24 protein-coding genes are annotated in these 22,995 nt (G+C 53.9%); 12 read left to right on the top strand and 12 right to left on the bottom strand.

Annotation, left to right across the window (positions count from 1 at the left end; translation table 11 throughout):
- Window positions 1–58: 58 nt before the first annotated feature.
- The 3 genes from rpmG to radC all read right to left on the bottom strand — a co-directional run bounded on the left by rpmG (window position 59) and on the right by radC (window position 1,375).
- Window positions 59–226 carry a 50S ribosomal protein L33 gene (gene rpmG, locus A936_RS10340; RefSeq protein WP_002436700.1) on the bottom strand — a complete coding sequence of 56 codons (168 nt, stop codon included), beginning with the start codon at window positions 224–226 and terminating at the stop codon, window positions 59–61.
- 20 nt (window positions 227–246) lie between these two features.
- Window positions 247–483 (bottom strand): 50S ribosomal protein L28, encoded by a 237-nt coding sequence (rpmB, locus tag A936_RS10335; protein ID WP_008457442.1) that lies wholly within the window; start codon window positions 481–483, stop codon window positions 247–249.
- A gap of 214 nt (window positions 484–697) precedes the next feature.
- A complete protein-coding gene (radC, locus tag A936_RS10330) occupies window positions 698–1,375 on the bottom strand; it encodes a RadC family protein (protein WP_008457436.1) in 678 nt (225 codons plus the stop codon).
- 165 nt (window positions 1,376–1,540) lie between these two features.
- Between radC and coaBC the strand changes: the two genes are divergently transcribed.
- The 3 genes from coaBC (at window position 1,541) to slmA (ending at window position 3,905) form a co-directional block, all read left to right on the top strand.
- A complete protein-coding gene (coaBC, locus tag A936_RS10325; RefSeq protein WP_008457434.1) occupies window positions 1,541–2,752 on the top strand; it encodes a bifunctional phosphopantothenoylcysteine decarboxylase/phosphopantothenate--cysteine ligase CoaBC in 1,212 nt (403 codons plus the stop codon).
- On the top strand, window positions 2,730–3,188 hold the full coding sequence (gene dut / locus A936_RS10320) for a dUTP diphosphatase (protein WP_034808728.1): 459 nt from the start codon (window positions 2,730–2,732) through the stop codon (window positions 3,186–3,188). Before coaBC ends, dut begins: the two co-directional genes overlap by 23 nt.
- 120 nt (window positions 3,189–3,308) lie before the next feature.
- A complete protein-coding gene (slmA, locus tag A936_RS10315; RefSeq protein WP_008457430.1) occupies window positions 3,309–3,905 on the top strand; it encodes a nucleoid occlusion factor SlmA in 597 nt (198 codons plus the stop codon).
- Between the two features lie 37 nt (window positions 3,906–3,942).
- Here the strand turns inward: slmA and pyrE are convergent, their stop codons facing one another.
- Window positions 3,943–4,584 carry an orotate phosphoribosyltransferase gene (gene pyrE / locus A936_RS10310; RefSeq protein ID WP_008457428.1) on the bottom strand — a complete coding sequence of 214 codons (642 nt, stop codon included), beginning with the start codon at window positions 4,582–4,584 and terminating at the stop codon, window positions 3,943–3,945.
- 65 nt (window positions 4,585–4,649) lie between these two features.
- Window positions 4,650–5,366: a ribonuclease PH gene (gene rph, locus A936_RS10305; protein WP_008457427.1), complete on the bottom strand. Its 717-nt coding sequence runs from the start codon at window positions 5,364–5,366 to the stop codon at window positions 4,650–4,652.
- Between the two features lie 125 nt (window positions 5,367–5,491).
- Here rph and A936_RS10300 point away from each other — a divergent pair, with 125 nt between their 5' ends.
- A complete protein-coding gene (locus A936_RS10300; protein WP_008457425.1) occupies window positions 5,492–6,355 on the top strand; it encodes a YicC/YloC family endoribonuclease in 864 nt (287 codons plus the stop codon).
- Between the two features lie 45 nt (window positions 6,356–6,400).
- Here the strand turns inward: A936_RS10300 and A936_RS10295 are convergent, their stop codons facing one another.
- Entirely contained in the window at window positions 6,401–6,790 is a 390-nt protein-coding gene (locus A936_RS10295; protein WP_008457423.1) for a hypothetical protein, read from the bottom strand.
- Window positions 6,791–6,976: 186 nt separating this feature from the next.
- Between A936_RS10295 and A936_RS10290 the strand changes: the two genes are divergently transcribed.
- Window positions 6,977–7,594 carry a trimeric intracellular cation channel family protein gene (locus A936_RS10290; protein ID WP_008457422.1) on the top strand — a complete coding sequence of 206 codons (618 nt, stop codon included), beginning with the start codon at window positions 6,977–6,979 and terminating at the stop codon, window positions 7,592–7,594.
- Here A936_RS10290 and ligB read toward each other — a convergent pair.
- Entirely contained in the window at window positions 7,588–9,291 is a 1,704-nt protein-coding gene (ligB, locus tag A936_RS10285) for an NAD-dependent DNA ligase LigB (protein ID WP_008457420.1), read from the bottom strand. The two genes, A936_RS10290 and ligB, sit on opposite strands and share 7 nt — an antisense overlap.
- A 245-nt stretch (window positions 9,292–9,536) precedes the next feature.
- On the opposite strand from ligB, the gene gmk reads away from it, so the two are divergent.
- Genes gmk through recG form a run of 5 tightly spaced genes read left to right on the top strand, consistent with a single transcriptional unit; the run spans window position 9,537 to window position 15,408 of the window.
- Window positions 9,537–10,160, top strand: coding sequence for a guanylate kinase (gmk, locus tag A936_RS10280; RefSeq protein WP_008457418.1), 624 nt, complete (start codon window positions 9,537–9,539; stop codon window positions 10,158–10,160).
- 54 nt (window positions 10,161–10,214) lie between these two features.
- A complete protein-coding gene (gene rpoZ, locus A936_RS10275) occupies window positions 10,215–10,490 on the top strand; it encodes a DNA-directed RNA polymerase subunit omega (RefSeq protein WP_008457417.1) in 276 nt (91 codons plus the stop codon).
- An 18-nt stretch (window positions 10,491–10,508) separates the two neighbouring features.
- A complete protein-coding gene (spoT, locus tag A936_RS10270) occupies window positions 10,509–12,629 on the top strand; it encodes a bifunctional GTP diphosphokinase/guanosine-3',5'-bis pyrophosphate 3'-pyrophosphohydrolase (RefSeq protein WP_008457411.1) in 2,121 nt (706 codons plus the stop codon).
- Window positions 12,630–12,633: 4 nt separating this feature from the next.
- The gene (gene trmH / locus A936_RS23605) at window positions 12,634–13,323 is read left to right on the top strand and encodes a tRNA (guanosine(18)-2'-O)-methyltransferase TrmH (RefSeq protein WP_008457409.1); all 690 of its coding nucleotides are present in this window, start codon (window positions 12,634–12,636) and stop codon (window positions 13,321–13,323) included.
- Between the two features lie 3 nt (window positions 13,324–13,326).
- Window positions 13,327–15,408, top strand: coding sequence for an ATP-dependent DNA helicase RecG (recG, locus tag A936_RS10260; protein ID WP_008457407.1), 2,082 nt, complete (start codon window positions 13,327–13,329; stop codon window positions 15,406–15,408).
- On the opposite strand, the gene gltS is transcribed toward recG, so the two are convergent.
- Complete coding sequence (gene gltS, locus A936_RS10255; protein ID WP_008457405.1) at window positions 15,405–16,607, bottom strand: sodium/glutamate symporter; 1,203 nt, start codon at window positions 16,605–16,607, stop codon at window positions 15,405–15,407. The two genes, recG and gltS, sit on opposite strands and share 4 nt — an antisense overlap.
- Before the next feature lie 228 nt (window positions 16,608–16,835).
- Between gltS and A936_RS10250 the strand changes: the two genes are divergently transcribed.
- Together A936_RS10250 and A936_RS10245 are read left to right on the top strand one after the other, a co-directional pair.
- Window positions 16,836–18,227, top strand: coding sequence for a nucleobase:cation symporter-2 family protein (locus A936_RS10250; RefSeq protein WP_008457403.1), 1,392 nt, complete (start codon window positions 16,836–16,838; stop codon window positions 18,225–18,227).
- Window positions 18,228–18,349: 122 nt separating this feature from the next.
- Window positions 18,350–20,032: an AsmA family protein gene (locus tag A936_RS10245; RefSeq protein ID WP_008457401.1), complete on the top strand. Its 1,683-nt coding sequence runs from the start codon at window positions 18,350–18,352 to the stop codon at window positions 20,030–20,032.
- Window positions 20,033–20,045: 13 nt separating this feature from the next.
- Here the strand turns inward: A936_RS10245 and fabY are convergent, their stop codons facing one another.
- Genes fabY through yihX form a run of 4 tightly spaced genes read right to left on the bottom strand, consistent with a single transcriptional unit; the run spans window position 20,046 to window position 22,924 of the window.
- The gene (gene fabY / locus A936_RS10240; protein ID WP_008457400.1) at window positions 20,046–20,987 is read right to left on the bottom strand and encodes a fatty acid biosynthesis protein FabY; all 942 of its coding nucleotides are present in this window, start codon (window positions 20,985–20,987) and stop codon (window positions 20,046–20,048) included.
- A 37-nt stretch (window positions 20,988–21,024) separates the two neighbouring features.
- Complete coding sequence (dtd, locus tag A936_RS10235) at window positions 21,025–21,462, bottom strand: D-aminoacyl-tRNA deacylase (RefSeq protein ID WP_008457399.1); 438 nt, start codon at window positions 21,460–21,462, stop codon at window positions 21,025–21,027.
- A complete protein-coding gene (locus A936_RS10230; RefSeq protein WP_008457398.1) occupies window positions 21,459–22,331 on the bottom strand; it encodes a virulence factor BrkB family protein in 873 nt (290 codons plus the stop codon). The genes dtd and A936_RS10230 overlap by 4 nt, the downstream gene beginning before the upstream one ends.
- Window positions 22,328–22,924: a glucose-1-phosphatase gene (gene yihX, locus A936_RS10225; protein WP_008457397.1), complete on the bottom strand. Its 597-nt coding sequence runs from the start codon at window positions 22,922–22,924 to the stop codon at window positions 22,328–22,330. The genes A936_RS10230 and yihX overlap by 4 nt, the downstream gene beginning before the upstream one ends.
- Window positions 22,925–22,995: the final 71 nt, after the last annotated feature.

The following is a 22,995-nucleotide window of genomic DNA, read 5'->3' as shown; positions in this document are numbered from 1 at the left end:
GGAAGCAGGCATAAAAAAACCCGGCCTGAGCCGGGTTTCTTCAACAAAGTTACCAGAATTATTTAATTTTGGCTTCTTTGTATACAACGTGCTGACGGACAACTGGATCGAACTTTTTCAGCTCCAGTTTTTCCGGCTTAGTACGTTTGTTCTTCGTGGTGGTATAGAAGTGACCAGTACCAGCAGAAGAAACCAGCTTGATTTTCTCACGAATACCTTTAGCCATGATTTATTTCCTCTAAGTACTTAGTACTTTTCGCCACGGGCACGCAGTTCGGACAGAACTGTATCGATGCCTTTCTTATCGATTACACGCATACCTTTAGCAGATACACGCAGGGTGACAAAACGCTTCTCGCTCTCAACCCAGAAACGGTGAGAGTGCAGGTTCGGCAGGAAACGGCGTTTAGTCGCGTTCAGTGCGTGGGAACGGTTATTACCGGTCGCCGGACGCTTGCCAGTAACTTGGCAGACTCGGGACATGTCTATTCTCCAAAAATCAAATTAGCTCGAGCTTCGTATAGGGTTAGGCGCCTCGTCAGGCTGCAAGCCTGGTCCCTGGCGGTTCAATGTGAACCACAGTGCCAGGCGCATAATGCCAAACCCGAGATTCTCAAAGGTGGCGTAGTATACGCTGTGTGAGGCATGTGCTCAAGTCCCGAACAGACAAAGATCCCAATGGATCGCGCCTGATGGCTTAAATCCACCCTCGTTCAGCGAAAGAAACGTATTCTCCGTGACCAATAACCAGATGATCAAGCACTCGAATTTCCATAAACAGGCAAACTTTCACGATGCGTTCCGTAATAGCCCGGTCTGCTTTACTGGGTTCGGCCTTACCTGACGGGTGGTTGTGCGCCAGTATAATGGCACCGGCGTTGCATTTCATCGCTTCACGGACAATTTCTCTCGGGTGAACTTCAACGTGACTTAGCGTTCCGGCAAACAACCGCTCACATTTAATAACCTGATGCTGATTATTCAAAAACAGCACCATAAAGATTTCACGCTGCTCGGTCGTCAACTGACTCTGCACATACTCCCGCACCTTTCCAGGCGTAAGCAATGAGAGTTCTTTGATACCCTGAGACGAGTAATAACGCCTCGCCAGCTCGGCAATCGCGTTTAGTTGAGTGTATTTCGCTTCACCAATCCCCTTCACGCCCTTGAAATGGGAATAATCTGCCGACAACAAGCGGTGCAGGGAACCAAACTCACGCAGCAGCATATTGGCAAAAACCAAAACGTGCATTCCCTGGTGGCCCGTACGTAAAAAGAGCGCAAGCAGCTCAGTATCGGTGAGAGCACCCACACCGAATTGCAGCAGCTTTTCCTTGGGTAAATACGCGTTTTCAATCTCATTATCCCTGTCCATCGCACCTCTCCCTCTCTTAACACTCTCATGATGCGGCCTTTTTTATTATCAGGCGATGAGCGGGTTTTGGTCTTGCGTAGTGCCTCGCAAACTGCAAAAAGTCGCCTGTCAGGGATTGTGATAAAATGGCCATTCGACTGTGACTTCCAACGGATAAAAATCATGATGGGACTTTCCGGCAAGAAAATTGTTCTTGGTGTGAGCGGCGGTATTGCGGCCTATAAAACACCTGAGCTGGTTCGTCGTCTGCGCGATCGCGGAGCGGATGTACGAGTGGTAATGACCGAGGCGGCGAAGGCCTTCATCACGCCACTAAGTTTGCAAGCAGTGTCCGGTTATCCTGTGTCCGACAGTTTGCTAGACCCCGCAGCAGAAGCCGCCATGGGCCACATCGAACTCGGCAAATGGGCAGATTTAGTGATACTCGCACCTGCGACAGCAGACCTGATTGCGCGCGTGACTGCAGGCATGGCAAACGACCTGGTCAGCACTATTTGCCTGGCAACCGCCGCACCGGTTGCCGTTGTTCCGGCAATGAACCAACAAATGTTCCGCGCGGCCGCCACTCAACATAATTTGGACGTGCTAAGCGCTCGTGGTCTCCTGATTTGGGGCCCGGATAGCGGAAGCCAGGCCTGCGGCGATATTGGACCAGGCCGAATGTTAGATCCGCTAACGCTGGTTGATATGGCCGTTGAACATTTCTCCGTAGTCAAAGATCTGCAACATCTGAACGTCATGATTACCGCCGGCCCAACGCGCGAACGCCTGGATCCCGTCAGATACATTACTAACGACAGCTCAGGAAAGATGGGGTTTTCTATAGCCGCCGCAGCGGCAGCGCGCGGGGCAAACGTAACCCTGATTTCAGGCCCGGTAAATCTGCCTACTCCGGCATGGGTCAACCGCATTGACGTCACTACGGCGCTGGAAATGAATGAAGTGGTCCAAAAACGCGTCACCGGGCAGCATATATTCATTGGCTGTGCCGCCGTTGCCGACTATCGAGCAGCCGTGGTTGCTGACGAGAAAATTAAAAAGCAAGGCGATGAAATTACGCTAAAAATGGTCAAAAACCCGGATGTTGTTGCGGGTGTTGCGGCGCTTTCTGAAGGACGTCCCTATGTAGTAGGGTTTGCCGCCGAAACAAATAATGTGGAAGAATACGCCCGGAAAAAGCGTGCCGCTAAAAACCTGGATCTGATCTGCGCTAATGACGTATCTCAGAATAATCAAGGGTTTAATAGCGATAATAACGCATTGCACCTTTTCTGGCAGGAGGGAGACAAAGTCTTACCGCTTGAGCGTAAAGCACTCCTTGGCCACCTTTTACTGGACGAGATCGTTACCCGCTATGATGAAAAAAATCGACGTTAAAATTCTGGACCCGCGAGTTGGTCAGCAATTCCCGTTACCAACTTACGCCACCTCCGGCTCTGCCGGTCTTGACCTGCGCGCTTGCCTGGATGACGCCGTAGAACTTGCACCTGGTGCAACAACGCTGCTGCCAACCGGCCTGGCTATTCACATTGCTGACGCCTCTCTGGCAGCGGTCATCCTGCCTCGTTCCGGCCTGGGCCACAAACACGGTGTTGTGCTGGGTAACCTGGTGGGGCTGATTGACTCCGATTATCAAGGCCAGCTGATGGTTTCTGTCTGGAACCGCGGCCAGGACAGCTTCACCATTCAGCCCGGCGAACGCATTGCGCAGATGGTCTTTGTACCTGTTGTGCAGGCCGAATTTAACCTGGTTGAAGATTTTGACGCCAGCGACCGTGGCGAAGGCGGATTTGGTCATTCAGGCCGCCAGTAATACCGTTTTATCAACGTAACCCTACCGCGTAGATAACGTTAAAACAGACCGCAAACCAAGCGTTTGTGGACGCGGTTCGGTGCTTACCTGACAAGGTATTTTTCAGGGGTATTTTAGAACATGGCAGAAAAACAGACCGCGAAAAGGAATCGTCGCGAGGAAATACTTCAGTCTCTGGCCCAAATGCTCGAATCCAGCGACGGCAGCCAACGCATTACGACCGCTAAACTAGCGGCAACCGTTGGCGTGTCCGAAGCCGCACTTTATCGGCATTTTCCCAGCAAAATGAAAATGTTCGATAGCCTGATTGAGTTTATCGAAGATAGCCTGATTACCCGCATTAACCTGATTCTAAAAGATGAAAAAGACACGCTGGCCCGCCTGCGGTTGATCGTACTTTTGGTGTTGGGTTTTGGTGAACGGAACCCAGGTCTGACGCGTATCCTCACCGGGCACGCGCTGATGTTTGAGCAGGATCGCTTGCAGGATCGCATCAACCAGCTTTTTGAACGCATTGAGGTTCAGCTGCGCCAGGTTATGCGTGAAAAGAAAATGCGCGAAGGCGAAGGGTTTAGCACCGATGAATCCTTGCTGGCGAGCCAGCTACTGGCTTTCTGTGAAGGAATGCTTTCACGATTTGTGAGAAGTGATTTCCGCTATCTGCCTACGGATGATTTTGATACCCGCTGGCCGCTGATTGCTGCTCAGCTTTACTAGTCAATAAGGGCCGGAAGGCCCTTATTTATTTTCCGACTTAGACGCCGAACTCTTCGCGATATTTACGCACTGCAGCCAGCTTGTCCGCCATTTCTGGCTTCTCTTCCAGGTAAGAAATCAGGTCTTTGAGCGTGATGATCGAAATGACTTTGCACTGATAGTCGCGCTCAACTTCCTGAATGGCGGAGATATCTGCACGGCCACGCTCCTGTCGGTCGAGAGAAATAAGCACCCCGGCAAGGCTCGCACCGTTCGCGGCAATGATCTCCATTGACTCACGAATAGCGGTCCCAGCAGTTATCACGTCGTCCACCAGCATAACGCGGCCCTGAAGCGCACTGCCCACCAAATTACCGCCTTCGCCATGATCTTTCGCTTCTTTGCGATTAAAGCAGTAAGGCACATCGCGCTCGTGGTGCTCAGCCAGTGCCACCGCGGTCGTTGTCGCGATAGGAATGCCTTTATAGGCCGGGCCAAAGAGCAGATCAAAATCGATGCCGGAGTCCATCAGAGCGGCAGCATAGAAACGCCCTAATAACGCCAGATCGCGCCCGGTATTAAACAGCCCGGCGTTGAAGAAATAGGGGCTAGTGCGCCCGGATTTCAGCGTGAATTCGCCAAACTTGAGTACCTGTTTGTTAAGCGCAAACTCAATAAACTGGCGCTGATACGGTTTCATGGATTTGCTCCTTAGCATTGTGACACGGACATAAAAAAAGCGACTTCTCAGTCGCTTTTAAAAAATTAATTTTCTAACGCCGCCTTCTGCGACGCGATGATGGAATCAATGCCCCCTCGAGCCAACGCCAGTAGCGCCAGTAACTCTTCGTGGGAGAACGGCTCACCTTCCGCAGTACCCTGCACCTCAATCATGCGCCCGTCTTCCATCATGACAACATTCATGTCGGTTTCGGCTGCCGAGTCTTCGACATATTCCAGATCGCAGAGAGCTTCACCGTTGACGATACCAACGGAAACCGCCGCAACCATCCCTTTCATAGGATTAGTTTTCAGTTTGCCAGAAGCGACCAGACCGTTTAACGCATCGGCCAGCGCTACACAGGCACCGGTGATGGACGCGGTGCGAGTGCCGCCGTCGGCCTGCAGAACGTCGCAGTCGAGGGTGATAGTAAATTCACCTAATGCTTTTAGATCCACCGCTGCGCGTAATGAACGGGCGATGAGACGTTGAATCTCGAGAGTACGGCCACCTTGTTTGCCTTTTGCCGCTTCACGGGCATTACGGCTATGGGTTGCACGCGGCAGCATGCCGTATTCAGCGGTGATCCAGCCCTGACCCTGGCCTTTCAGAAAGCGAGGCACGCCTTCTTCAAGGGTCGCGGTGCACAACACTTTGGTATCACCGAACTCGACAAGCACGGAACCTTCAGCGTGTTTAGTGTAATGACGGGTCAGGGTAACTGGGCGCACTTGTTCGGCGCTACGACCTGATGGACGCATGGGCTTTTCTCCGGCTAAAACGAATGTGGCTGCGCATTATACGGACTTCAGGCGCTTATTCCTATCCTGCAAGACCCCTGATGGCTATAATCCCCCCATACATTAGCTGAAAACGGGTACGTACTATGATCCGCAGTATGACCGCCTACGCCCGGCGTGAAGTAAAAGGTGAATGGGGCTCCGCCTCCTGGGAATTACGCTCGGTAAACCAGCGCTATCTCGAAACGTATATCCGCATGCCGGAACAGTTCCGCAGTCTTGAGCCTGTTGCTCGTGAGCGCATTCGCAACCGCCTCACCCGCGGAAAAATTGAGTGCAACCTGCGCTTTGAGCCCGATGCCCGTTCACAAGGATCGCTGATTCTTAATGAAAAGCTGGCTAAGCAGCTGGTTGAGGCCGCTAACTGGGTCAAAATGCAAAGCGATGAAGGCGAAATCAACCCGGTTGATATTCTACGCTGGCCAGGCGTGATGGCCGCTCAGGAGCAGGATCTTGATGCGATTACCGCTGAAATCCTTTCCGCTCTTGATGGCGCCCTGGACGACTTTATTGTTGCCCGTGAAACCGAAGGTCAGGCCCTGAAAGGGCTGATTGAACAACGCCTGGAAGGCGTCAGCGCCGAAGTGGTTAAAGTCCGTGCTCAAATGCCAGAAGTAGTGAAATGGCAGCGCGAGCGCCTGGTTAACAAGCTGGAAGAGGCCGAAGTTCAGCTTGAGAACAACCGCCTTGAACAAGAACTGGTGCTGATGGCACAGCGCATTGACGTCGCGGAAGAGCTGGACCGTCTGGAAGCCCACGTCAAAGAGACCTACAACATCCTGAAAAAGAAAGAAGCCGTTGGTCGTCGCCTCGACTTTATGATGCAGGAGTTTAACCGCGAGTCGAATACTCTGGCCTCCAAGTCTATCAATGCCGACGTGACCAATTCAGCTATCGAGCTGAAAGTCCTGATCGAGCAGATGCGCGAACAGATTCAGAATATCGAATAGCGTGACATAAGCCTGCGTTCAGCAGGCTTTTTCTTTTGATGCGTACTAGGTATACGCCAATAGCTGCTCCGCAGTGATAAGCCTCATCTTTTCAAGCTGAATAGCTACCGCTCTCGGAGAACGTTCAAACTCATCCCCCAGGGTTTCGATAGCGCCAGTTTGCTCAAATCGCTCTGCAAGAATCAGTTTCTCTTCTTCGGCCCAGGGAAAGTGAGACTTAGCCGGACGTCCTTCGGCAAGGTTACGCTGCTGTCTCTCCTCAGGGGTTAGCCTGGGCTTTTTCTGTTTTTCCGGGCTCACCGACAGCTCCTCAGCCAGGGCAAACAGCGCTCTTATCGCTTCCGGCTTATTGGCTGTTGATTTAGCGCCAAGCACCTCTCCAGTTTCTGGATTGACGCCATTTGCTAGCGCTTTTAACATCGCCGATATTTTCATTGCGCCTCCTTAAATACTTCTACTAATCCATTTAATTTTAAAAGAACCTGACAACACCCAAATATAAAGGACAAATTTTATATTTTGGATAAATAAAACTAATCCATATTCATTCAGCTTAGAAAATCTCAATCGTGACATAGTGCACAAAACGTTACCCTCTGCCGGTATTCTGAGGGGACAAATATGCTGCTACACATTCTTTATTTGATTGGTATTACGGCGGAAGCCATGACCGGGGCCCTGGCCGCCGGGCGTCGTCGCATGGATACGTTTGGCGTCATTATTATCGCCACTGCCACGGCGCTGGGCGGCGGTTCTGTTCGCGATATTCTGCTGGGCCACTATCCCCTCGGCTGGGTGAAACACCCTGAGTACGTAGTGATTGTTGCCGTTGCGGCAGTACTCACAACCATCATGGCTCCCGTAATGCCGCACCTACGCAAACTCTTTTTGGTACTGGATGCGCTGGGTCTCGTTGTCTTTTCTATTATCGGTGCGCAGGTTGCTTTGGATATGGGCGAAGGCCCAATCATTGCGACCATTGCCGCCGTTGTCACCGGCGTCTTTGGCGGTGTTCTAAGAGATATGTTCTGCAAACGAATTCCCCTCGTGTTCCAGAAAGAACTGTACGCTGGTATCGCCTTTGCTTCAGCCGTGCTGTATATCGCGCTGCAGCACTACGTCAGCAGCCATGACGTCGTGGTTATAGCAACCTTATTGTTCGGCTTTAGCTCTCGGCTACTGGCACTGCGTCTGCGGCTTGGTCTACCTGTATTCCATTACAAACACGCCGATCACTGATGACCAAAACCCGGGATGTTATGCTGGCCAAGGAAGGCGGCCAGGGCAATCACCTGTGGATGCTTCATAAAATCGACTAACTGACTTGCCCGCTTAGCCCCCACTCCGGGTAAAGTTTGCCATCGGGATTGATCCCAGTCGCCAAGCTGCTGCCAGTGCTTGTCTTTAAGAACGGCATGCGAACTTCGCGGCAGCGGCATCCCTAAGGCCAATACCCAGCGGATAAACGGCTGTTTTCGGGACAGAGAAAACTGATGCCATAACAGCTCGGCTTTTTTCACTGAAATTCCCGGTAAACCAGACAGAATTGTCTTGTTCAAATCCAGCCATGAAAAAACGTGCTGAAAGCGTGACGTCATGTGTAAATGGCGCCAGGTGCTTTGACTAACGCCAGCCAGATCCAGAACTCGCTTTTGGCTCATCTCCGTCAGACGGGCAATGAATTGTTCTGCGCATTCAGATGAAGCATAAAGGCAAGTCACCGGTGTAAAAGCCACCATTTCCGGTATGGATGTGTCTCGCTGACTGACGCGCCAGACGACTTCGTCCATCCGAGGTATTCCCTGTCCCGCCAGACTTATTTTTACTTTATCACCGGCCACAACATCCCATTCCTGCCAGCGCTTTAGTGAACCGATATTCACTCGTCGAACACGTTTATCGTCGAGCTGAACCTCTTCCAATTCAAGCACGACGGACACCTTACCCGTTCGCCCTACGGCAAAATCAACGTTACGGACCACGGCGATTTGCTCAGCAGGAGGATATTTCCACGCGATGGCCCACTCCCCCTGCCCCGGCTGCCAGAATTTAGACTCGGGTTCACGTTCCTGACGAATCACAATGCCATCCGTGACAAAGGGAAGAGACTGGCGAAACCACCCCTCACGTAAGCGGGCAATTTCATCAATATTTGTTACAGGCCGGGACCATAGAGCCGTCAGAGAAAACCCGGCATCACGCAATATACTGCCTTTTTCAGCATGGCTTTTGGGGCCATCTGGCCATGCCCAGATAAAAATGCCCAGCGCGTCTGGATCGCTAACCGCCCCGGTACGAAGCATTTCCCCGGCAACTTTAGATCTCGCATTCACACCTCCAGCCAGGCTTTGAATATGGCCTTCCCGTTTCAGGAAAAGCTCGCCTTGCAGCACACTGTTCGCAAGAGATCCGGCAAGATGAAGGGGTATGGCATCAATACCGGCAGCTTTATGCGTCCAGTCCTCTCCTTTAATGCCATTGCCACGGCTTAGCATTTTCACCAGCCGCCCTTGTTGATAGACCAGTGTGATAGCCACCCCATCTACTTTGGGCTGTACCCATAAGTTCTGTCGGCCTGCAGCCCATAGCTCGACTGCACGTTTATCCGGTAACTTTTTCAGCCCTGTATGCGCAACAGGATGAGACGAGTTTCCTGCTGCTCCCATCCTTGCAGATTCTGCCTCTTGCCCCTGTTTAATGCAGCGCCTCCAGACAGACAATGTCTCCTTTAAGTCATCGTAAACGGCATCGCTCACCAAACTTTTTCCCTGCTGGTAATAGGCGTCATCCCAGAGGGATAGCTGGTGCGTAAGGCGTTCAATCTCCTTCTGTGTTCTGACATCAGACCATGCTGGACACGATGCCATTATCGTTGATGAAACCCCCAGTAAAATGACAAAAACTGCTAACGCGACCCCTTTCATACCACCCTCCATTTCCTTTCTCCGGGGAGGTATAACCGTGTCCAGCATCAATCGCGAGCATGAAAGATCCTGAGTACGAGATACGTCCCTAAAAACTAATCTCGTTGCATCGAGAATGACAAAAAGGTGGAAAACATCGCGTAAAACACGAGAAAAAACGCACCTGGCAATGACAAAACCTACGTACTGGGGCAGCGGTGTGTATAATATGCCGGTAGACGCTCTTCCCTTTATGCATACCGATTAAGTTAGAACTCATGGCTCAAGGCACGCTTTATATTGTTTCCGCTCCAAGTGGCGCGGGTAAATCCAGCCTCATCCAGGCTTTGTTAAAGACACAACCGCTGTATGACACCCAGGTTTCCATCTCGCACACCACTCGCGGTGAACGCCCAGGTGAAAATCACGGGGAACATTACTTCTTTGTCAGCAAAGACGAATTCCAGCAGATGATCGCTGAAGACGCTTTTCTTGAGCACGCGGAAGTATTTGGTAACTACTACGGTACATCCCGCCAGGCGATCGAAAATGTGCTGGCGACCGGCGTAGATGTGTTTTTAGATATCGACTGGCAGGGTGCAGAGCAAATTCGTAAGAAAATGCCGCAATCCCGCAGTATCTTTATTCTGCCGCCGTCAAAAGACGAGCTGGACCGGCGCCTGCGTGGTCGCGGTCAGGATAGCGAAGAGGTGATTGCAAAACGCATGGCGCAAGCCGTTGCAGAAATGAGTCACTATGCGGAGTATGATTACCTTATCGTTAATGATGACTTCGACACTGCCCTGTCTGATTTAAAGATAATCATTCGTGCCGAGCGTCTACGAATGGGTCGCCAAAAGATGCGACATGACGCTTTAATCAGCAAACTATTGGCAGACTGACACCAGTTTCAGTATCATGCCCAGTCATTTCTTCACCTGTGGAGCATTTTAATTATGGCACGCGTAACCGTTCAGGACGCTGTAGAGAAAATTGGTAACCGTTTTGACCTGGTACTTGTGGCCGCGCGTCGCGCTCGTCAGATGCAGGTTGGCGGTAAAGATCCGCTGGTACCGGAAGAAAACGATAAAACGACCGTTATCGCACTGCGTGAAATCGAAGAAGGGTTGATCACCAACCAGATTCTCGATGTTCGTGAGCGCCAGGAACAGCAAGAGCAGGAAGCCGCAGAACTGCAGGCCGTGACTGCTATTGCTGAAGGTCGTCGTTAATTAGCCTGCGGGTAGCCCTTGTATCTGTTTGAAAGCCTGAATCAGCTGATTCAAAACTATCTGCCAGAGGAGCAAATTAAGCGCCTCCGGCAGGCATACCTTGTCGCACGTGATGCTCACGAGGGACAAACACGTTCAAGCGGTGAACCCTATATCACCCATCCCGTCGCCGTTGCCTGTATCCTGGCCGAGATGAAACTCGACCATGAAACGCTAATGGCAGCGCTTCTGCATGACGTGATTGAAGACACCCCGGCCACCTACCAGGATATGGAACAGCTGTTTGGCAAAAGCGTTGCCGAACTGGTGGAAGGGGTTTCTAAGCTAGATAAACTGAAGTTCCGCGATAAGAAAGAGGCTCAGGCCGAAAACTTCCGCAAAATGATCATGGCGATGGTGCAGGATATTCGCGTCATTTTGATCAAGCTTGCCGACCGCACGCACAATATGCGCACGCTTGGGTCATTGCGCCCAGATAAACGCCGCCGTATTGCCCGTGAAACCCTCGAAATTTATAGCCCACTCGCTCACCGCCTCGGTATTCATCACCTGAAAACCGAACTGGAAGAGCTTGGCTTTGAAGCGCTTTATCCGAACCGCTACCGCGTCATTAAAGAAGTGGTTAAAGCGGCGCGAGGTAACCGCAAAGAGATGATTCAAAAAATCCTCTCTGAAATCGACGGGCGTCTTCAGGAAGCAGGCATTGCCTGCCGCGTTAGCGGTCGCGAAAAGCACCTTTACTCCATTTACTGCAAGATGACGCTCAAAGAACAGCGTTTCCATTCGATCATGGATATCTACGCGTTTCGCGTCATTGTCCATGACATGGATACCTGCTATCGCGTCCTCGGGCAGATGCACAGCCTCTATAAACCTCGTCCAGGGCGGGTGAAAGACTATATCGCCATCCCGAAAGCGAACGGCTATCAGTCCCTGCACACCTCAATGATTGGGCCGCACGGCGTCCCGGTTGAAGTGCAAATCCGTACTGAAGACATGGATCAGATGGCGGAAATGGGGGTTGCTGCGCACTGGGCTTATAAAGAGCAAGGCGAAAGCAGCACGACGGCACAAATCCGCGCTCAGCGCTGGATGCAAAGCCTGCTGGAGCTGCAGCAAAGCGCCGGTAGCTCATTTGAATTCATCGAGAGCGTAAAATCCGATCTGTTCCCGGATGAGATTTACGTTTTCACCCCGGAAGGCCGCATTGTAGAGCTGCCCGCAGGCGCAACGCCGGTGGACTTCGCCTACGCGGTACATACCGATATCGGTCACGCCTGCGTAGGCGCTCGCGTCGATCGCCAGCCTTACCCGCTTTCACAGTCGTTGACCAGCGGGCAGACTATCGAAATCATCACCGCACCCGGGGCGCGTCCAAACGCCGCATGGCTTAATTTTGTTGTCAGTTCCAAAGCTCGCGCCAAAATTCGCCAAATGCTGAAAAATCTGAAGCGTGATGATTCCGTCAGTTTAGGGCGTCGCCTGCTCAACCATGCGCTCGGTGGCAGCCGTAAACTGGCTGAAATTCCTGCCGAAAATCTCCAGCGTGAACTGGACCGCATGAAGCTTGCGTCACTTGACGACCTGCTGGCCGAAATTGGCCTCGGGAACGCAATGAGCGTCGTCGTGGCGAAAAACCTGCAAGGGGAATCACCGGTTGCTTCTCAGTCAGGCACTGCGCCTTCAGCAAACCACAGCAACTTGCCAATCAAAGGTGCAGACGGCGTTCTGATTACCTTTGCCAAGTGCTGCCGCCCAATTCCGGGAGATCCTATCGTCGCTCACGTCAGCCCAGGTAAAGGGCTGGTTATCCACCATGAGTCTTGTCGAAACATTCGTGGCTACCAGAAAGAGCCCGAGAAGTTTATGGCCGTGGAATGGGATAAAGAGATCGAGCAAGAGTTTATCACCGAGATCAAGGTGGACATGTTTAACCACCAGGGTGCGCTGGCAAACCTGACCGCGGCAATTAACACTGCGGGCTCTAACATCCAGAGCCTGAACACCGAAGAGAAAGACGGCCGCGTATACAGCGCCTTCATTCGCCTGACAGCCCGGGATCGCGTCCATCTGGCGAACATCATGCGCAAGATTCGCGTGATGCCGGATGTGATTAAAGTGACCCGCAACAGAAACTAGAGTTATGAATCCTCAACGTTATGCGCGTATTTGCGAGATGCTCGCCAGACGCCAGCCGGACCTGACCGTTTGTATGGAGCAGGTGCACAAGCCCCATAACGTCTCCGCCATCATCCGTACCGCCGACGCCGTAGGCGTGCATGAAGTGCACGCCGTTTGGCCAGGAAGCCGTATGCGCACCATGGCGTCTTCCGCCGCAGGAAGTAATTCCTGGGTTCAAGTCAAAACACACAAAACTATCGGCGAAGCCGTCCGGCAGCTCAAAAGCGGCGGCATGCAAATTCTGGCGACTCATCTTTCCGATAAAGCCGTCGACTTCCGTGAGATAGATTACACTCGCCCCACCTGCATTCTGATGGGTCAGGAAAAAACCGGCATTACCGAAGAGGCGCTCGCGCTTGCCGATCAGGACATCATTATTCCTATGATCGGTATGGTGCAATCCCTGAACGTGTCCGTCGCCTCGGCGCTGATTTTGTACGAAGCCCAGCGCCAGCGCCAAAACGCAGGCATGTATCAGCGTGAAAACAGTACGTTACCGGAAGCAGAGCAGCAGAGACTGCTGTTTGAAGGTGGCTATCCTGTGCTGGCGAACGTTTCCCGCCGGAAAGGCTTACCGTACCCACATGTGAATCAGCAGGGTGAGATAGAAGCTGATGCCGCATGGTGGGCCACGATGCAGTCGGCGAAATAAGCCATGAAAGGCCGCCTGCTGGATGCCATACCGCTAAGCACGCTTGCCGGAGTAGGCGCCAGCCAGAGCGGAAAGCTGGCCAAAATAGGCCTGCATACCATCCAGGATCTGCTGCTGCACCTGCCGCTTCGCTACGAAGACCGTACCCATCTTTACCCCATTAACGACCTTCAGCCGGGCCTGTACGCCACGGTGGAAGGCGAAGTGCTGAACAGCAATATCACCTTCGGCGGACGCCGGATGATGACCTGCCAGATTAGCGACGGCACCGGCATTCTCACGATGCGTTTTTTCAATTTCAACGCCGCGATGAAAAACAGCCTTTCTGCCGGCAAGCGCGTGCTCGCCTACGGTGAAGCCAAACGTGGCAAATACGGTGCCGAGATGTTCCACCCTGAATACCGCATTCAGGGCGACCTCAGTACGCCGGATCTGCAGGAAACGCTCACGCCGGTTTACCCGACGACCGAGGGAATCCGCCAGGCTACGCTACGTAAGTTGACCGTTCAGGCACTCGAGCTGCTGGATACCTGCGCAATTACCGAACTTCTGCCCGCCGAACTGAGTCAGGGCATGATGAGCCTGCCGGAGGCATTACGCACCTTGCACAGGCCGCCGCCGGACATGATACTGGCCAATCTGGAAACCGGTAAACACCCGGCTCAGCAGAGATTAATCCTCGAAGAGCTACTTGCCCATAATCTGAGTATGCTGGCGCTACGAGCCGGGGCACAGCGCTACCATGCGCTACCGCTGGTTAATCACGACGCACTAAAAAACCAGTTACTTGCTGCCCTGCCCTTTAAGCCTACCGGGGCTCAGGAACGAGTCGTCGCAGAAATAGAACGAGATATGGCGCTGGACGTACCTATGATGCGTCTGGTGCAGGGCGACGTAGGTTCCGGTAAAACGCTGGTTGCCGCCCTGGCAGCCCTTCGTGCTATCGCACACGGTAAGCAGGTTGGCCTGATGGCCCCCACCGAGTTGCTGGCTGAGCAACACGCCAATAACTTCCGTCAGTGGTTTGAACCATTAGGTATCGAGGTAGGCTGGCTGGCTGGGAAGCAAAAAGGCAAAGCCCGGATTGCGCAACAGGAAGCCATTGCCAGCGGCCAGGTTTCGATGGTGGTTGGCACTCACGCTATTTTCCAGGAGCAGGTTCAGTTTGCCGGGCTGGCGCTGGTTATCATTGATGAGCAGCACCGTTTTGGCGTGCATCAACGCCTGGCGCTGTGGGAAAAAGGTCAGATTCAGGGCTTCCATCCTCATCAGCTGATCATGACCGCAACGCCGATTCCACGCACGCTGGCGATGACTGCCTATGCTGACCTCGATACCTCAGTCATCGATGAATTGCCGCCGGGACGAACGCCAGTCACTACCGTGGCAATAGCGGACACCCGCCGCAGCGAGATAATTGAGCGAGTACGCAACGCCTGCCGCGACGAAAAACGTCAGGCATACTGGGTTTGTACGCTGATTGAAGAGTCTGAACTGCTGGAAGCCCAGGCTGCGGAAGTGACCTGGGAAGAGCTAAAAACCGCCCTCCCGGAGCTTAGCGTTGGTCTGGTACACGGGCGCATGAAGCCACAGGAAAAACAGGCGGTAATGCAGGCCTTCAAGCAGGGCGAACTGCATCTTCTGGTCGCCACCACGGTGATTGAAGTCGGCGTGGATGTGCCCAACGCCAGCCTGATGATCATCGAAAACCCTGAGCGTTTAGGGCTTGCGCAACTCCACCAGCTCCGCGGCCGTGTTGGCCGTGGCGCCGTGGCCTCTCACTGCGTGCTGCTGTATAAATCCCCGCTATCCAAAACGGCACAGCTTCGCCTGCAGGTGCTGAGAGACAGTAATGATGGTTTTGTGATCGCGCAAAAAGACCTGGAGATCCGCGGGCCTGGCGAGCTGCTAGGAACTCGCCAGACGGGTAACGCAGAATTCAAAGTGGCCGATCTGCTGCGGGACCAGGGAATGATCCCGCAGGTTCAGCGCCTGGCGCGCCACATCCACGAACGCTATCCTGAACAGGCTAAGGCGCTGATCGAACGCTGGATGCCGGAAACCGAGCGTTACTCCAACGCTTAAGCAAACAGCGGTAGCATCAGGAACAGCTTGATCACCACCGCATTCACGATGTCGATAAAGAACGCCCCCACCATCGGCACCACCAAAAATGCCATATGCGACGGACCAAATCGCTCGGTAATCGCCTGCATATTAGCAATCGCCGTCGGTGTGGCGCCCATGCCAAAACCACAGTGACCGGCGGCCAGCACCGCCGCATCGTAGTTTTTGCCCATCAAACGCCAGGTAACAAAGATAGCGTACAGCGCCATAAACAACGTTTGTACAGCCAGAATAGCCAGCATCGGTAACGCCAGAGAGGCCAGTTCCCAAAGTTTAAGGCTCATTAACGCCATCGCCAGGAACAGCGAAAGGCTGACGTTGCCCAGTACGGAAACCGCCCGTTCGAAGACACGATAGAAACCCACGGCCGCGAGCAAATTACTGAGAATCACGCCAATAAACAGCACGCAGACAAACGTCGGCAGCTCGAAAGGTGTGCCCTGCAATAACCCCGCAACGACACGCCCTACCGTCAGGCAGATAGCAATCAGGGCGATGGTTTCAATCATCACCAAAGAGGTAATGACCCGCCCGACATCTGGCTTTTCAAACGCGCCGGGGATCTCGTTATCTTCAGGCGCACCATTCGGCGTAGACGAATGTTTAACCAGGTAGCGGGCAACCGGGCCACCAATTAAACCGCCCAGCACCAGGCCAAAAGTCGCACAGGCCATAGCGACTTCCGTCGCATTCTGGAAACCATAGCGTTCGGTAAAGAGTTTGCCCCAGGCTGCACCGGTACCGTGCCCGCCGGACAACGTTATCGAACCTGCCAGCAGCCCCATCAGCGGATCGAGCCCCAACATGCTGGCCATACCGATGCCAATGGCGTTCTGCATGACCAGTAGCCCAACGACGATAAACAGGAAAATCCCCACCACTTTCCCGCCTTTGCGCAAACTGGCGATATTCGCATTCAGGCCGATTGTGGCGAAGAAAGCGAGCATCAAAGGATCTTTGAAGCTCATATCAAACTCAATTTCCCAGCCCATGCTCTTTTTCAGGACAAGCAGGGCTATCGCCACCAGCAGCCCACCGGCCACGGGTTCAGGAATAGTGTATTTTTTGAGAAAAGGGACCGAGTGGACCATTTTACGCCCCAGAAGCAGCACTAACGTGGCGGCCACCAGGGTAGAAAGGGTATCAAGATGAAACATTGCAGGACTCCTTTTATTGCGCATCCATCATTCGCGCTTAATTATCCTTCGCTGTTATTTCCTTCATGGATGAAATCAGCCGGCGCATTTTAACCAAAAAATGCGCCGTCGTTATAACTAATGCTCAATTTATGACATTTCGCTCTTATCCCATCAGGCTAGCAATCGTTTGCTTTTGCCGTTCAGTCCGTTAAAATCAGCGCTTTTCCAGCCATGAGATCGTCACTGATGTCCGTGAATGCCGTAGAGTCAGATAATGCGCAACCGGTTGCGCAGACTCGCCCGAGCGAACTAATTTATCGCCTTGAAGACCGCCCGCCGCTGCCACAAACCCTTTTTGCCGCCTGCCAACACCTGCTGGCGATGTTTGTGGCTGTGATTACACCGGCATTGTTAATTTGCCAGGCGTTGGGGTTACCGGCATCGGACACACAGCACATTATCAGCATGTCTTTGTTTGCCTCTGGCGTGGCTTCGATTATTCAGATCAAAGCCTGGGGGCCAGTAGGTTCAGGTTTGCTGTCGATTCAGGGCACCAGCTTTAACTTTGTCTCTCCGCTGATTATGGGCGGCATGGCGCTGAAAAATGGCGGTGCGGACGTGCCAACGATGATGGCGGCACTCTTTGGCACGCTGATGCTTGCCAGCTGCACGGAAATGCTGATTTCACGCGTGCTGCATCTTGCTCGTCGTATCATCACTCCTCTGGTTTCCGGCGTGGTGGTCATGATTATCGGTCTGTCCCTGATTCAGGTTGGGCTGACCTCTATCGGCGGTGGCTATGGCGCCATGGCCGATCACACGTTTGGCGCACCGAAAAATCTGCTGCTGGCAGGCGCAGTTCTGCTGGTTATTATCCTGCTGAACCGCCAGCGTAATCCGTACCTGCGCGTAGCGTCCCTGGTCATCGCGATGGCCGTGGGCTATCTGCTCGCCTGGGCTCTGGACATGCTGCCAGCCACGACTCAGGCCGCGAACACCGACCTCATCATGGTTCCTACGCCGCTGTATTACGGACTTGGCATCGACTGGAGCCTGCTGATCCCGCTGATGCTGGTGTTTATGGTGACCTCGCTGGAAACCATCGGCGACATCACCGCCACCTCCGACGTCTCCGAACAGCCCGTTTCCGGCCCGCTGTACATGAAACGCCTGAAGGGCGGCGTACTGGCTAATGGTCTGAATTCCTGCGTTTCTGCCGTGTTCAATACCTTTCCGAATTCCTGCTTTGGCCAGAACAACGGGGTTATTCAATTGACCGGCGTTGCCAGCCGCTATGTGGGCTTTGTTGTCGCCCTGATGCTGATCGTGCTGGGCCTGTTCCCGGCAGTAAGCGGCTTTGTACAGCATATTCCTGAACCTGTTCTCGGCGGCGCAACGATTGTGATGTTCGGCACCATTGCCGCTTCCGGGGTGCGTATCGTCTCCCGCGAGCCGCTGAACCGCCGCGCGATTATGATCATCGCCCTGTCGCTCGCCGTTGGCCTTGGCGTATCCCAGCAGCCATTGATCCTTCAGTTCGCGCCTGACTGGCTGAAAACCCTACTCTCTTCGGGCATTGCTGCCGGTGGGATCACGGCCATCGTGCTTAATCTGATTTTCCCGCCAGAAAAAGAGTAACGCCCTTACGCGCCGGCAATGATTTTTTGCCGGCGCGAAATCTCCTTTGACAATCCCCTCCTTGAGCTACAGCGGTAAATCGGGCATAACACCCTTAGCGAAACTGAAAGGGGTGGAAGGCAATGAAATTCCTCGGAAAGCTGGTTCTTATCCTGTTGGGCCTTGTGATACTGGCGCTGGTTGCCTTTTACATCCTGCTGCAAACCCGCTGGGGCGCGGGCCAAATTAGCAGTTGGGTGAATGAAAAAACGAGCTACCACCTCTCTTTCAATGAGATGGCGCATGACTGGTCTTCGCCCACCCATCTGGTGTTCCATAACGTTACTTTTGGCCGCACCGGCCAGCCCGCTACTCTGGTCGCGAAGAGCGTGGATATTGGCCTGAGTACGCGCCAGTTTTCTCAGCCTCTCTATGTCGACACTATTTTGCTCCAGCAAGGGACGTTAAATCTCAGCGCAAATGCGGTTCCACTCCCGCTTGAGGCAGATAAGCTGCAGTTGCATGATATGGCGATTAACAGCCCGGATAGCGAGTGGAATCTCAGCGCCCAGCGCGTTGAAGGCGGCGTGGCCCCCTGGCTGCCGCAGGCCGGAAAAGTGCTGGGTAACAAGGCCACTATCGCTTTCAGCGCAGGTTCTCTGACGCTCAACGGGATTAACGCCAGCAACGTCCTGCTGCAAGGGACGCTGGATAATGAACAGGTCACGCTGACCACTATCGGGGCGGACGTTGCTCGCGGCTCGCTGACGGGTAATGCCCACCGCAACGCCGACGGCTCATGGCAGGTGGGCAGCCTGCGCCTCAATGACATTCGCCTTCAAACGGCAAAATCACTCACCGATTTTCTTGCGCCAGTAACATCTGTTCCCTCGTTAACTATCGATCGCCTTGAAATAACCGATGCACGACTGGAAGGGAAAGAGTGGGCGGTAAGCGACCTTGCCCTTAGCCTGCGGAATCTGTCGCTGGCGAACGGGGGATGGCAAAGCGATGACGGCCAGCTGTCGATGAACGCCAGCGAATTCATTAACGGTTCGCTGCATTTGCAGGATCCGATCGTGAACGTCGATTTTGCCCCGGCAGGTGCCACGCTCCGGCAATTTAGTTCGCGCTGGGAGGGCGGCCTGGTTCGAGCTTCCGGGCAATGGTTGCGCGACGGTAATCAAGCGGTGATGGATGAAGTGGTCGTAGGCGGGCTGGAATACACGCTCCCGTCCAACTGGAAGGCCCTGTGGATGGAGAAACTGCCTGACTGGTTGAACAGCGTTACGGTGAAAAAGTTTTCGGCAAACCGTAATCTGGTTATCGATATCGACCCAGACTGGCCATTCCAGTTCACCGGGCTGGATGGCACTGCCACGAATATCCAGCTGGCACGAGATCATCAGTGGGGTATTTGGTCCGGCAATGCCTCGTTTAATGCCGCGGCGGCCACCTTTAACCGCGTTGACGTGCGGCACCCGTCGCTGTCGCTGACGGCGAACCAGAGCCAGATCGCGATCACGGAGCTAAGTGCGTTCGCGGGTGAAGGCTTACTGGAAGCCAGGGCAAACGTAAGCCAGACGCCTCTGCGTGCGGTGAGCGTTAGCCTGAAGGGCCAGAGCGTGCCGGTGAATGTGTTGCACGCCTGGGGCTGGCCTGCTCTGCCGCTCGAGGGGAACGGAAATCTGCAGCTTTCGGCGACCGGGCAGGTGGCCGCAGGCACTGCGCTGAAGCCCACCGTAAATGGCACCTTGCAGGCCACCAGCGCCAGTGGGCAACAGATTCAACAGACTATGCGTAACGGAGATGTGCCCGGCGCGTAGCTTATATCCTAACCTATTCCTCTTCGTTTCCGCCCTCTTCCAGAGGGCCGAACGGCTTAGCTGGCAGCACCAGATAGACGCCTTCAAACACCGCGCCGGGCGTGTCATTGCCGTAAAGCTCGACTTCAAGCGCTACGCGAGCTTTGCGGCCCCGGGCCAGCCTGTCCAGATCGCCACTCAGCGACCCCAGGTCAGCCGTAGCCCCCGGTTTTCCGGTGATCGGTTTGCTATAACGGATATGGGCATCGGCCAGAATAATCGTCCCGCCGAGATGCCGCTCACGCAGCATCAGCCAGATAAGCCCCCAGCCGGTTAACGTGGCCAGCGAGAACAAACTCCCCGCGAAGAGCGTGTGGTGCGGGTTTTGGTTGCCCGTTTCCGGCATCGTGGTGATAAATTTTTGCCCAGTGTACTGCTGAATACGCACGCCCATTTTCTCGCTCAGCGGAATATGTTCGTACCAGGCCTGTTGAAGCTGCCCGCACCAGTCGCCCCGATGCAAGATGTCATCAAGCGTAGCGACCGGCTTAATCATCAGGAAGTGGCGTACCGGCGTGGTTTGCGGGGTGGTGATTTCTCCTTGATTCACAAAGCCAAGCTTGGCAAAAAATGGAACGGCATCTTCACGTGCGCTACAGGTCACGCGCTTAACGCCTTCCTGGCGCGCCACGGACTCCAGCGCCATCGCCACCAGCGTCCCTAAGCCTTTATCCTGAACCGACGGGTGCACCGCCATAAAGCGAATCGCGGCTTCGTTATCGGCATTGATATAGAGGCGGCCCACGGCAACGGTATTGCCCTCTTCATCGACCACCATCTGATGATGCGCCATTGCATCCCAGGCATCGCGCTCGGAACCTTTTGGCTGATGCAGCGGTTTGCGCAACATTTCCCAGCGGAACTGGTAATAACGATCTAGTTCTTCTTCTGTTTGTGGCACACGAAGGTGATACATACATTGTTCTCTCGTTGCGCGAGCCGGATGGCGAGGGTTACACCTGCAGCCAGAACGTCACCGGCCCGTCATTAATTAGCGAAACCTGCATATCGGCGGCGAAACGCCCGGTTGGGGCGTCGATACCTTGTTGTTTGCAGCGCTCGACAAAATATTCATAAAGGGCTTCAGCCTGCTGTGGCGCTGCGCCACCGGAGAAGCTCGGACGCATCCCGCGTTCCGTGTCCGCCGCCAGCGTAAATTGAGACACCACCAGCAGGCTACCGCCCGCCTGCTGGACGTTCAGGTTCATCTTGCCCTGCTCGTCGCTGAAAATTCGATACCCTAATACACGCTCGCACAGGCGATTGGCTTTCTGTTCGTTATCTTCTTTTTCGACACCCAGCAACACCAAAAGTCCGGGACCAATTTCACCCGTCACTTCACCCTCCACGGTGACGCTGGCACGGGTAACGCGCTGAATTAATGCAATCATTGTTCTTCCAGTTCTTCCTGCTCTGCAGCCTGTCGCAATTTACGGTAGTCGCCCAACGAAGCGGTGATTTCCGCCCCCAGCAACACGATACACCAGGTCCAGTAGACCCAGACAAATAATATGGGGATCACCGCCAGCACGCCGTAAATCAGCTGGTAAGAGGGGAACATGGTGATATAGAGGGCAAACCCCTTCTTACCCAGTTCAAACAGCAGCGCGGCAACCAGCGAGCCTATCATGGCGTCCTTTGCCCGCACGCTGGTCGTCGGCACCAGGCTGTAGAGCAGCCAGAACGCAAGCCAGGAAAGCAGCAGAGGAAAAATACGCAGGACTTCATCAAGCATGCTGTTGAGTTCTGAGGCCCAGCGTAGAGAAAGGAGGTAAGAGCTTATCGCTAGGCTGGCCCCGGCCAGCAGCGGCCCGAGCGTCAGGATCATCCAGTAAATGGCAAAGGAGTACACCTTTGGCCTCGCGCGCTTACTGCGCCAGATAGTGTTCAACGCGCTATCTACCGCATACATCAGCAGCAGCGAGGTGACGATCAGACCAATGGCCCCCACCGCCGTCATTCTGTTGGAGTTCGCGACAAACTGTTCGATGTAGCGCTGAATTACATCGCCAGTGGCGGGCATAAAATTGGCAAAAATGAAGTGGCGCAGCTGAACGCTGATATCGGCAAACATCGGGAAGGCGGCAAACAGCGCAAAGACAACCGCCACCAGCGGCACCAGAGACAGCAATGACACATAGGCAAGGTTACCCGCCAGGGTCGTCATGTTGTCCTGGTCGATACGCTGCCACAGCAGTTTGCCCCAGGCCCAGAGAGGCCTGAGGCGATGCACAGTTTTACGGGGCACGCTTTTAATCATCCCTGTTTAGCAAACCAGTCGGGGATAGTCTGCTTGTCGATCACCTGAATGCTGGTGATGCCCAACGCTCGTGCACCGTGAATATTGTCGGCATTATCATCGAAGAATACGGCCTGATCGGCAGAGAAGCCTTCTTCCTCTAGCACCTTAAGGTAGATTTCCGCGTCCGGCTTGCGCATCCCCATTTCCTGGGAGAGGTAGATTTTATCGGCCGACTGCGCCACTTCCGGGTATTCATCAGGCCAGAAACCCGTATGCAGGCGGTTGGTGTTGGAAAGCACCACCACGCGATGCCCCTGCTCGCGCAGCTTCTGCATGACGCCAATGGTGTCTTTGCGCAGGCCAATGAAAATCGCCTGCCAGCCCGCGGCAAACTGCTCGTAGCTGAGCGCTACGTCCATTTCGTGGCATAAACGTTCAGCAAAGACTTCGTCCGTTATCTGCCCACGTTCATGCTGATGGAAGGTTTCTCCCATCGCGAAACTTTTCTGCAGGTTGGCTAACGGCACCCGGCTGTAATCGCTCCAGACACCGAGCACGCGATTAAAGTCGATATCAACGATGACGTTACCTAAATCAAAGATATACAGCATGCGCACCTCCTTTCCGACATGGAGAAATAACTGTAGCGGGAAAGGCTGGCTTTGACTATCAGAGGAAGGCG

Source organism: Enterobacter sp. Ag1, assembly GCA_000277545.1.
Lineage (GTDB): Bacteria > Pseudomonadota > Gammaproteobacteria > Enterobacterales > Enterobacteriaceae > Cedecea.
The sequence above is the reverse complement of the archived record's forward strand: the minus strand, read 5'-3'. Positions and strand labels throughout refer to the sequence as shown.

Coding starts and splice junctions, on each gene's coding strand:
- rpmG (WP_002436700.1), bottom strand. CDS start 226: ATGGCTAAAGGTATTCGTGAGAAAATCAAGCTGGTTTCTTCTGCTGGT.
- rpmB (WP_008457442.1), bottom strand. CDS start 483: ATGTCCCGAGTCTGCCAAGTTACTGGCAAGCGTCCGGCGACCGGTAAT.
- radC (WP_008457436.1), bottom strand. CDS start 1,375: ATGGACAGGGATAATGAGATTGAAAACGCGTATTTACCCAAGGAAAAG.
- coaBC (WP_008457434.1), top strand. CDS start 1,541: ATGGGACTTTCCGGCAAGAAAATTGTTCTTGGTGTGAGCGGCGGTATT.
- dut (WP_034808728.1), top strand. CDS start 2,730: ATGATGAAAAAAATCGACGTTAAAATTCTGGACCCGCGAGTTGGTCAG.
- slmA (WP_008457430.1), top strand. CDS start 3,309: ATGGCAGAAAAACAGACCGCGAAAAGGAATCGTCGCGAGGAAATACTT.
- pyrE (WP_008457428.1), bottom strand. CDS start 4,584: ATGAAACCGTATCAGCGCCAGTTTATTGAGTTTGCGCTTAACAAACAG.
- rph (WP_008457427.1), bottom strand. CDS start 5,366: ATGCGTCCATCAGGTCGTAGCGCCGAACAAGTGCGCCCAGTTACCCTG.
- A936_RS10300 (WP_008457425.1), top strand. CDS start 5,492: ATGATCCGCAGTATGACCGCCTACGCCCGGCGTGAAGTAAAAGGTGAA.
- A936_RS10295 (WP_008457423.1), bottom strand. CDS start 6,790: ATGAAAATATCGGCGATGTTAAAAGCGCTAGCAAATGGCGTCAATCCA.
- A936_RS10290 (WP_008457422.1), top strand. CDS start 6,977: ATGCTGCTACACATTCTTTATTTGATTGGTATTACGGCGGAAGCCATG.
- ligB (WP_008457420.1), bottom strand. CDS start 9,291: ATGGAGGGTGGTATGAAAGGGGTCGCGTTAGCAGTTTTTGTCATTTTA.
- gmk (WP_008457418.1), top strand. CDS start 9,537: ATGGCTCAAGGCACGCTTTATATTGTTTCCGCTCCAAGTGGCGCGGGT.
- rpoZ (WP_008457417.1), top strand. CDS start 10,215: ATGGCACGCGTAACCGTTCAGGACGCTGTAGAGAAAATTGGTAACCGT.
- trmH (WP_008457409.1), top strand. CDS start 12,634: ATGAATCCTCAACGTTATGCGCGTATTTGCGAGATGCTCGCCAGACGC.
- recG (WP_008457407.1), top strand. CDS start 13,327: ATGAAAGGCCGCCTGCTGGATGCCATACCGCTAAGCACGCTTGCCGGA.
- gltS (WP_008457405.1), bottom strand. CDS start 16,607: ATGTTTCATCTTGATACCCTTTCTACCCTGGTGGCCGCCACGTTAGTG.
- A936_RS10250 (WP_008457403.1), top strand. CDS start 16,836: ATGTCCGTGAATGCCGTAGAGTCAGATAATGCGCAACCGGTTGCGCAG.
- A936_RS10245 (WP_008457401.1), top strand. CDS start 18,350: ATGAAATTCCTCGGAAAGCTGGTTCTTATCCTGTTGGGCCTTGTGATA.
- fabY (WP_008457400.1), bottom strand. CDS start 20,987: ATGTATCACCTTCGTGTGCCACAAACAGAAGAAGAACTAGATCGTTAT.
- dtd (WP_008457399.1), bottom strand. CDS start 21,462: ATGATTGCATTAATTCAGCGCGTTACCCGTGCCAGCGTCACCGTGGAG.
- A936_RS10230 (WP_008457398.1), bottom strand. CDS start 22,331: ATGATTAAAAGCGTGCCCCGTAAAACTGTGCATCGCCTCAGGCCTCTC.
- yihX (WP_008457397.1), bottom strand. CDS start 22,924: ATGCTGTATATCTTTGATTTAGGTAACGTCATCGTTGATATCGACTTT.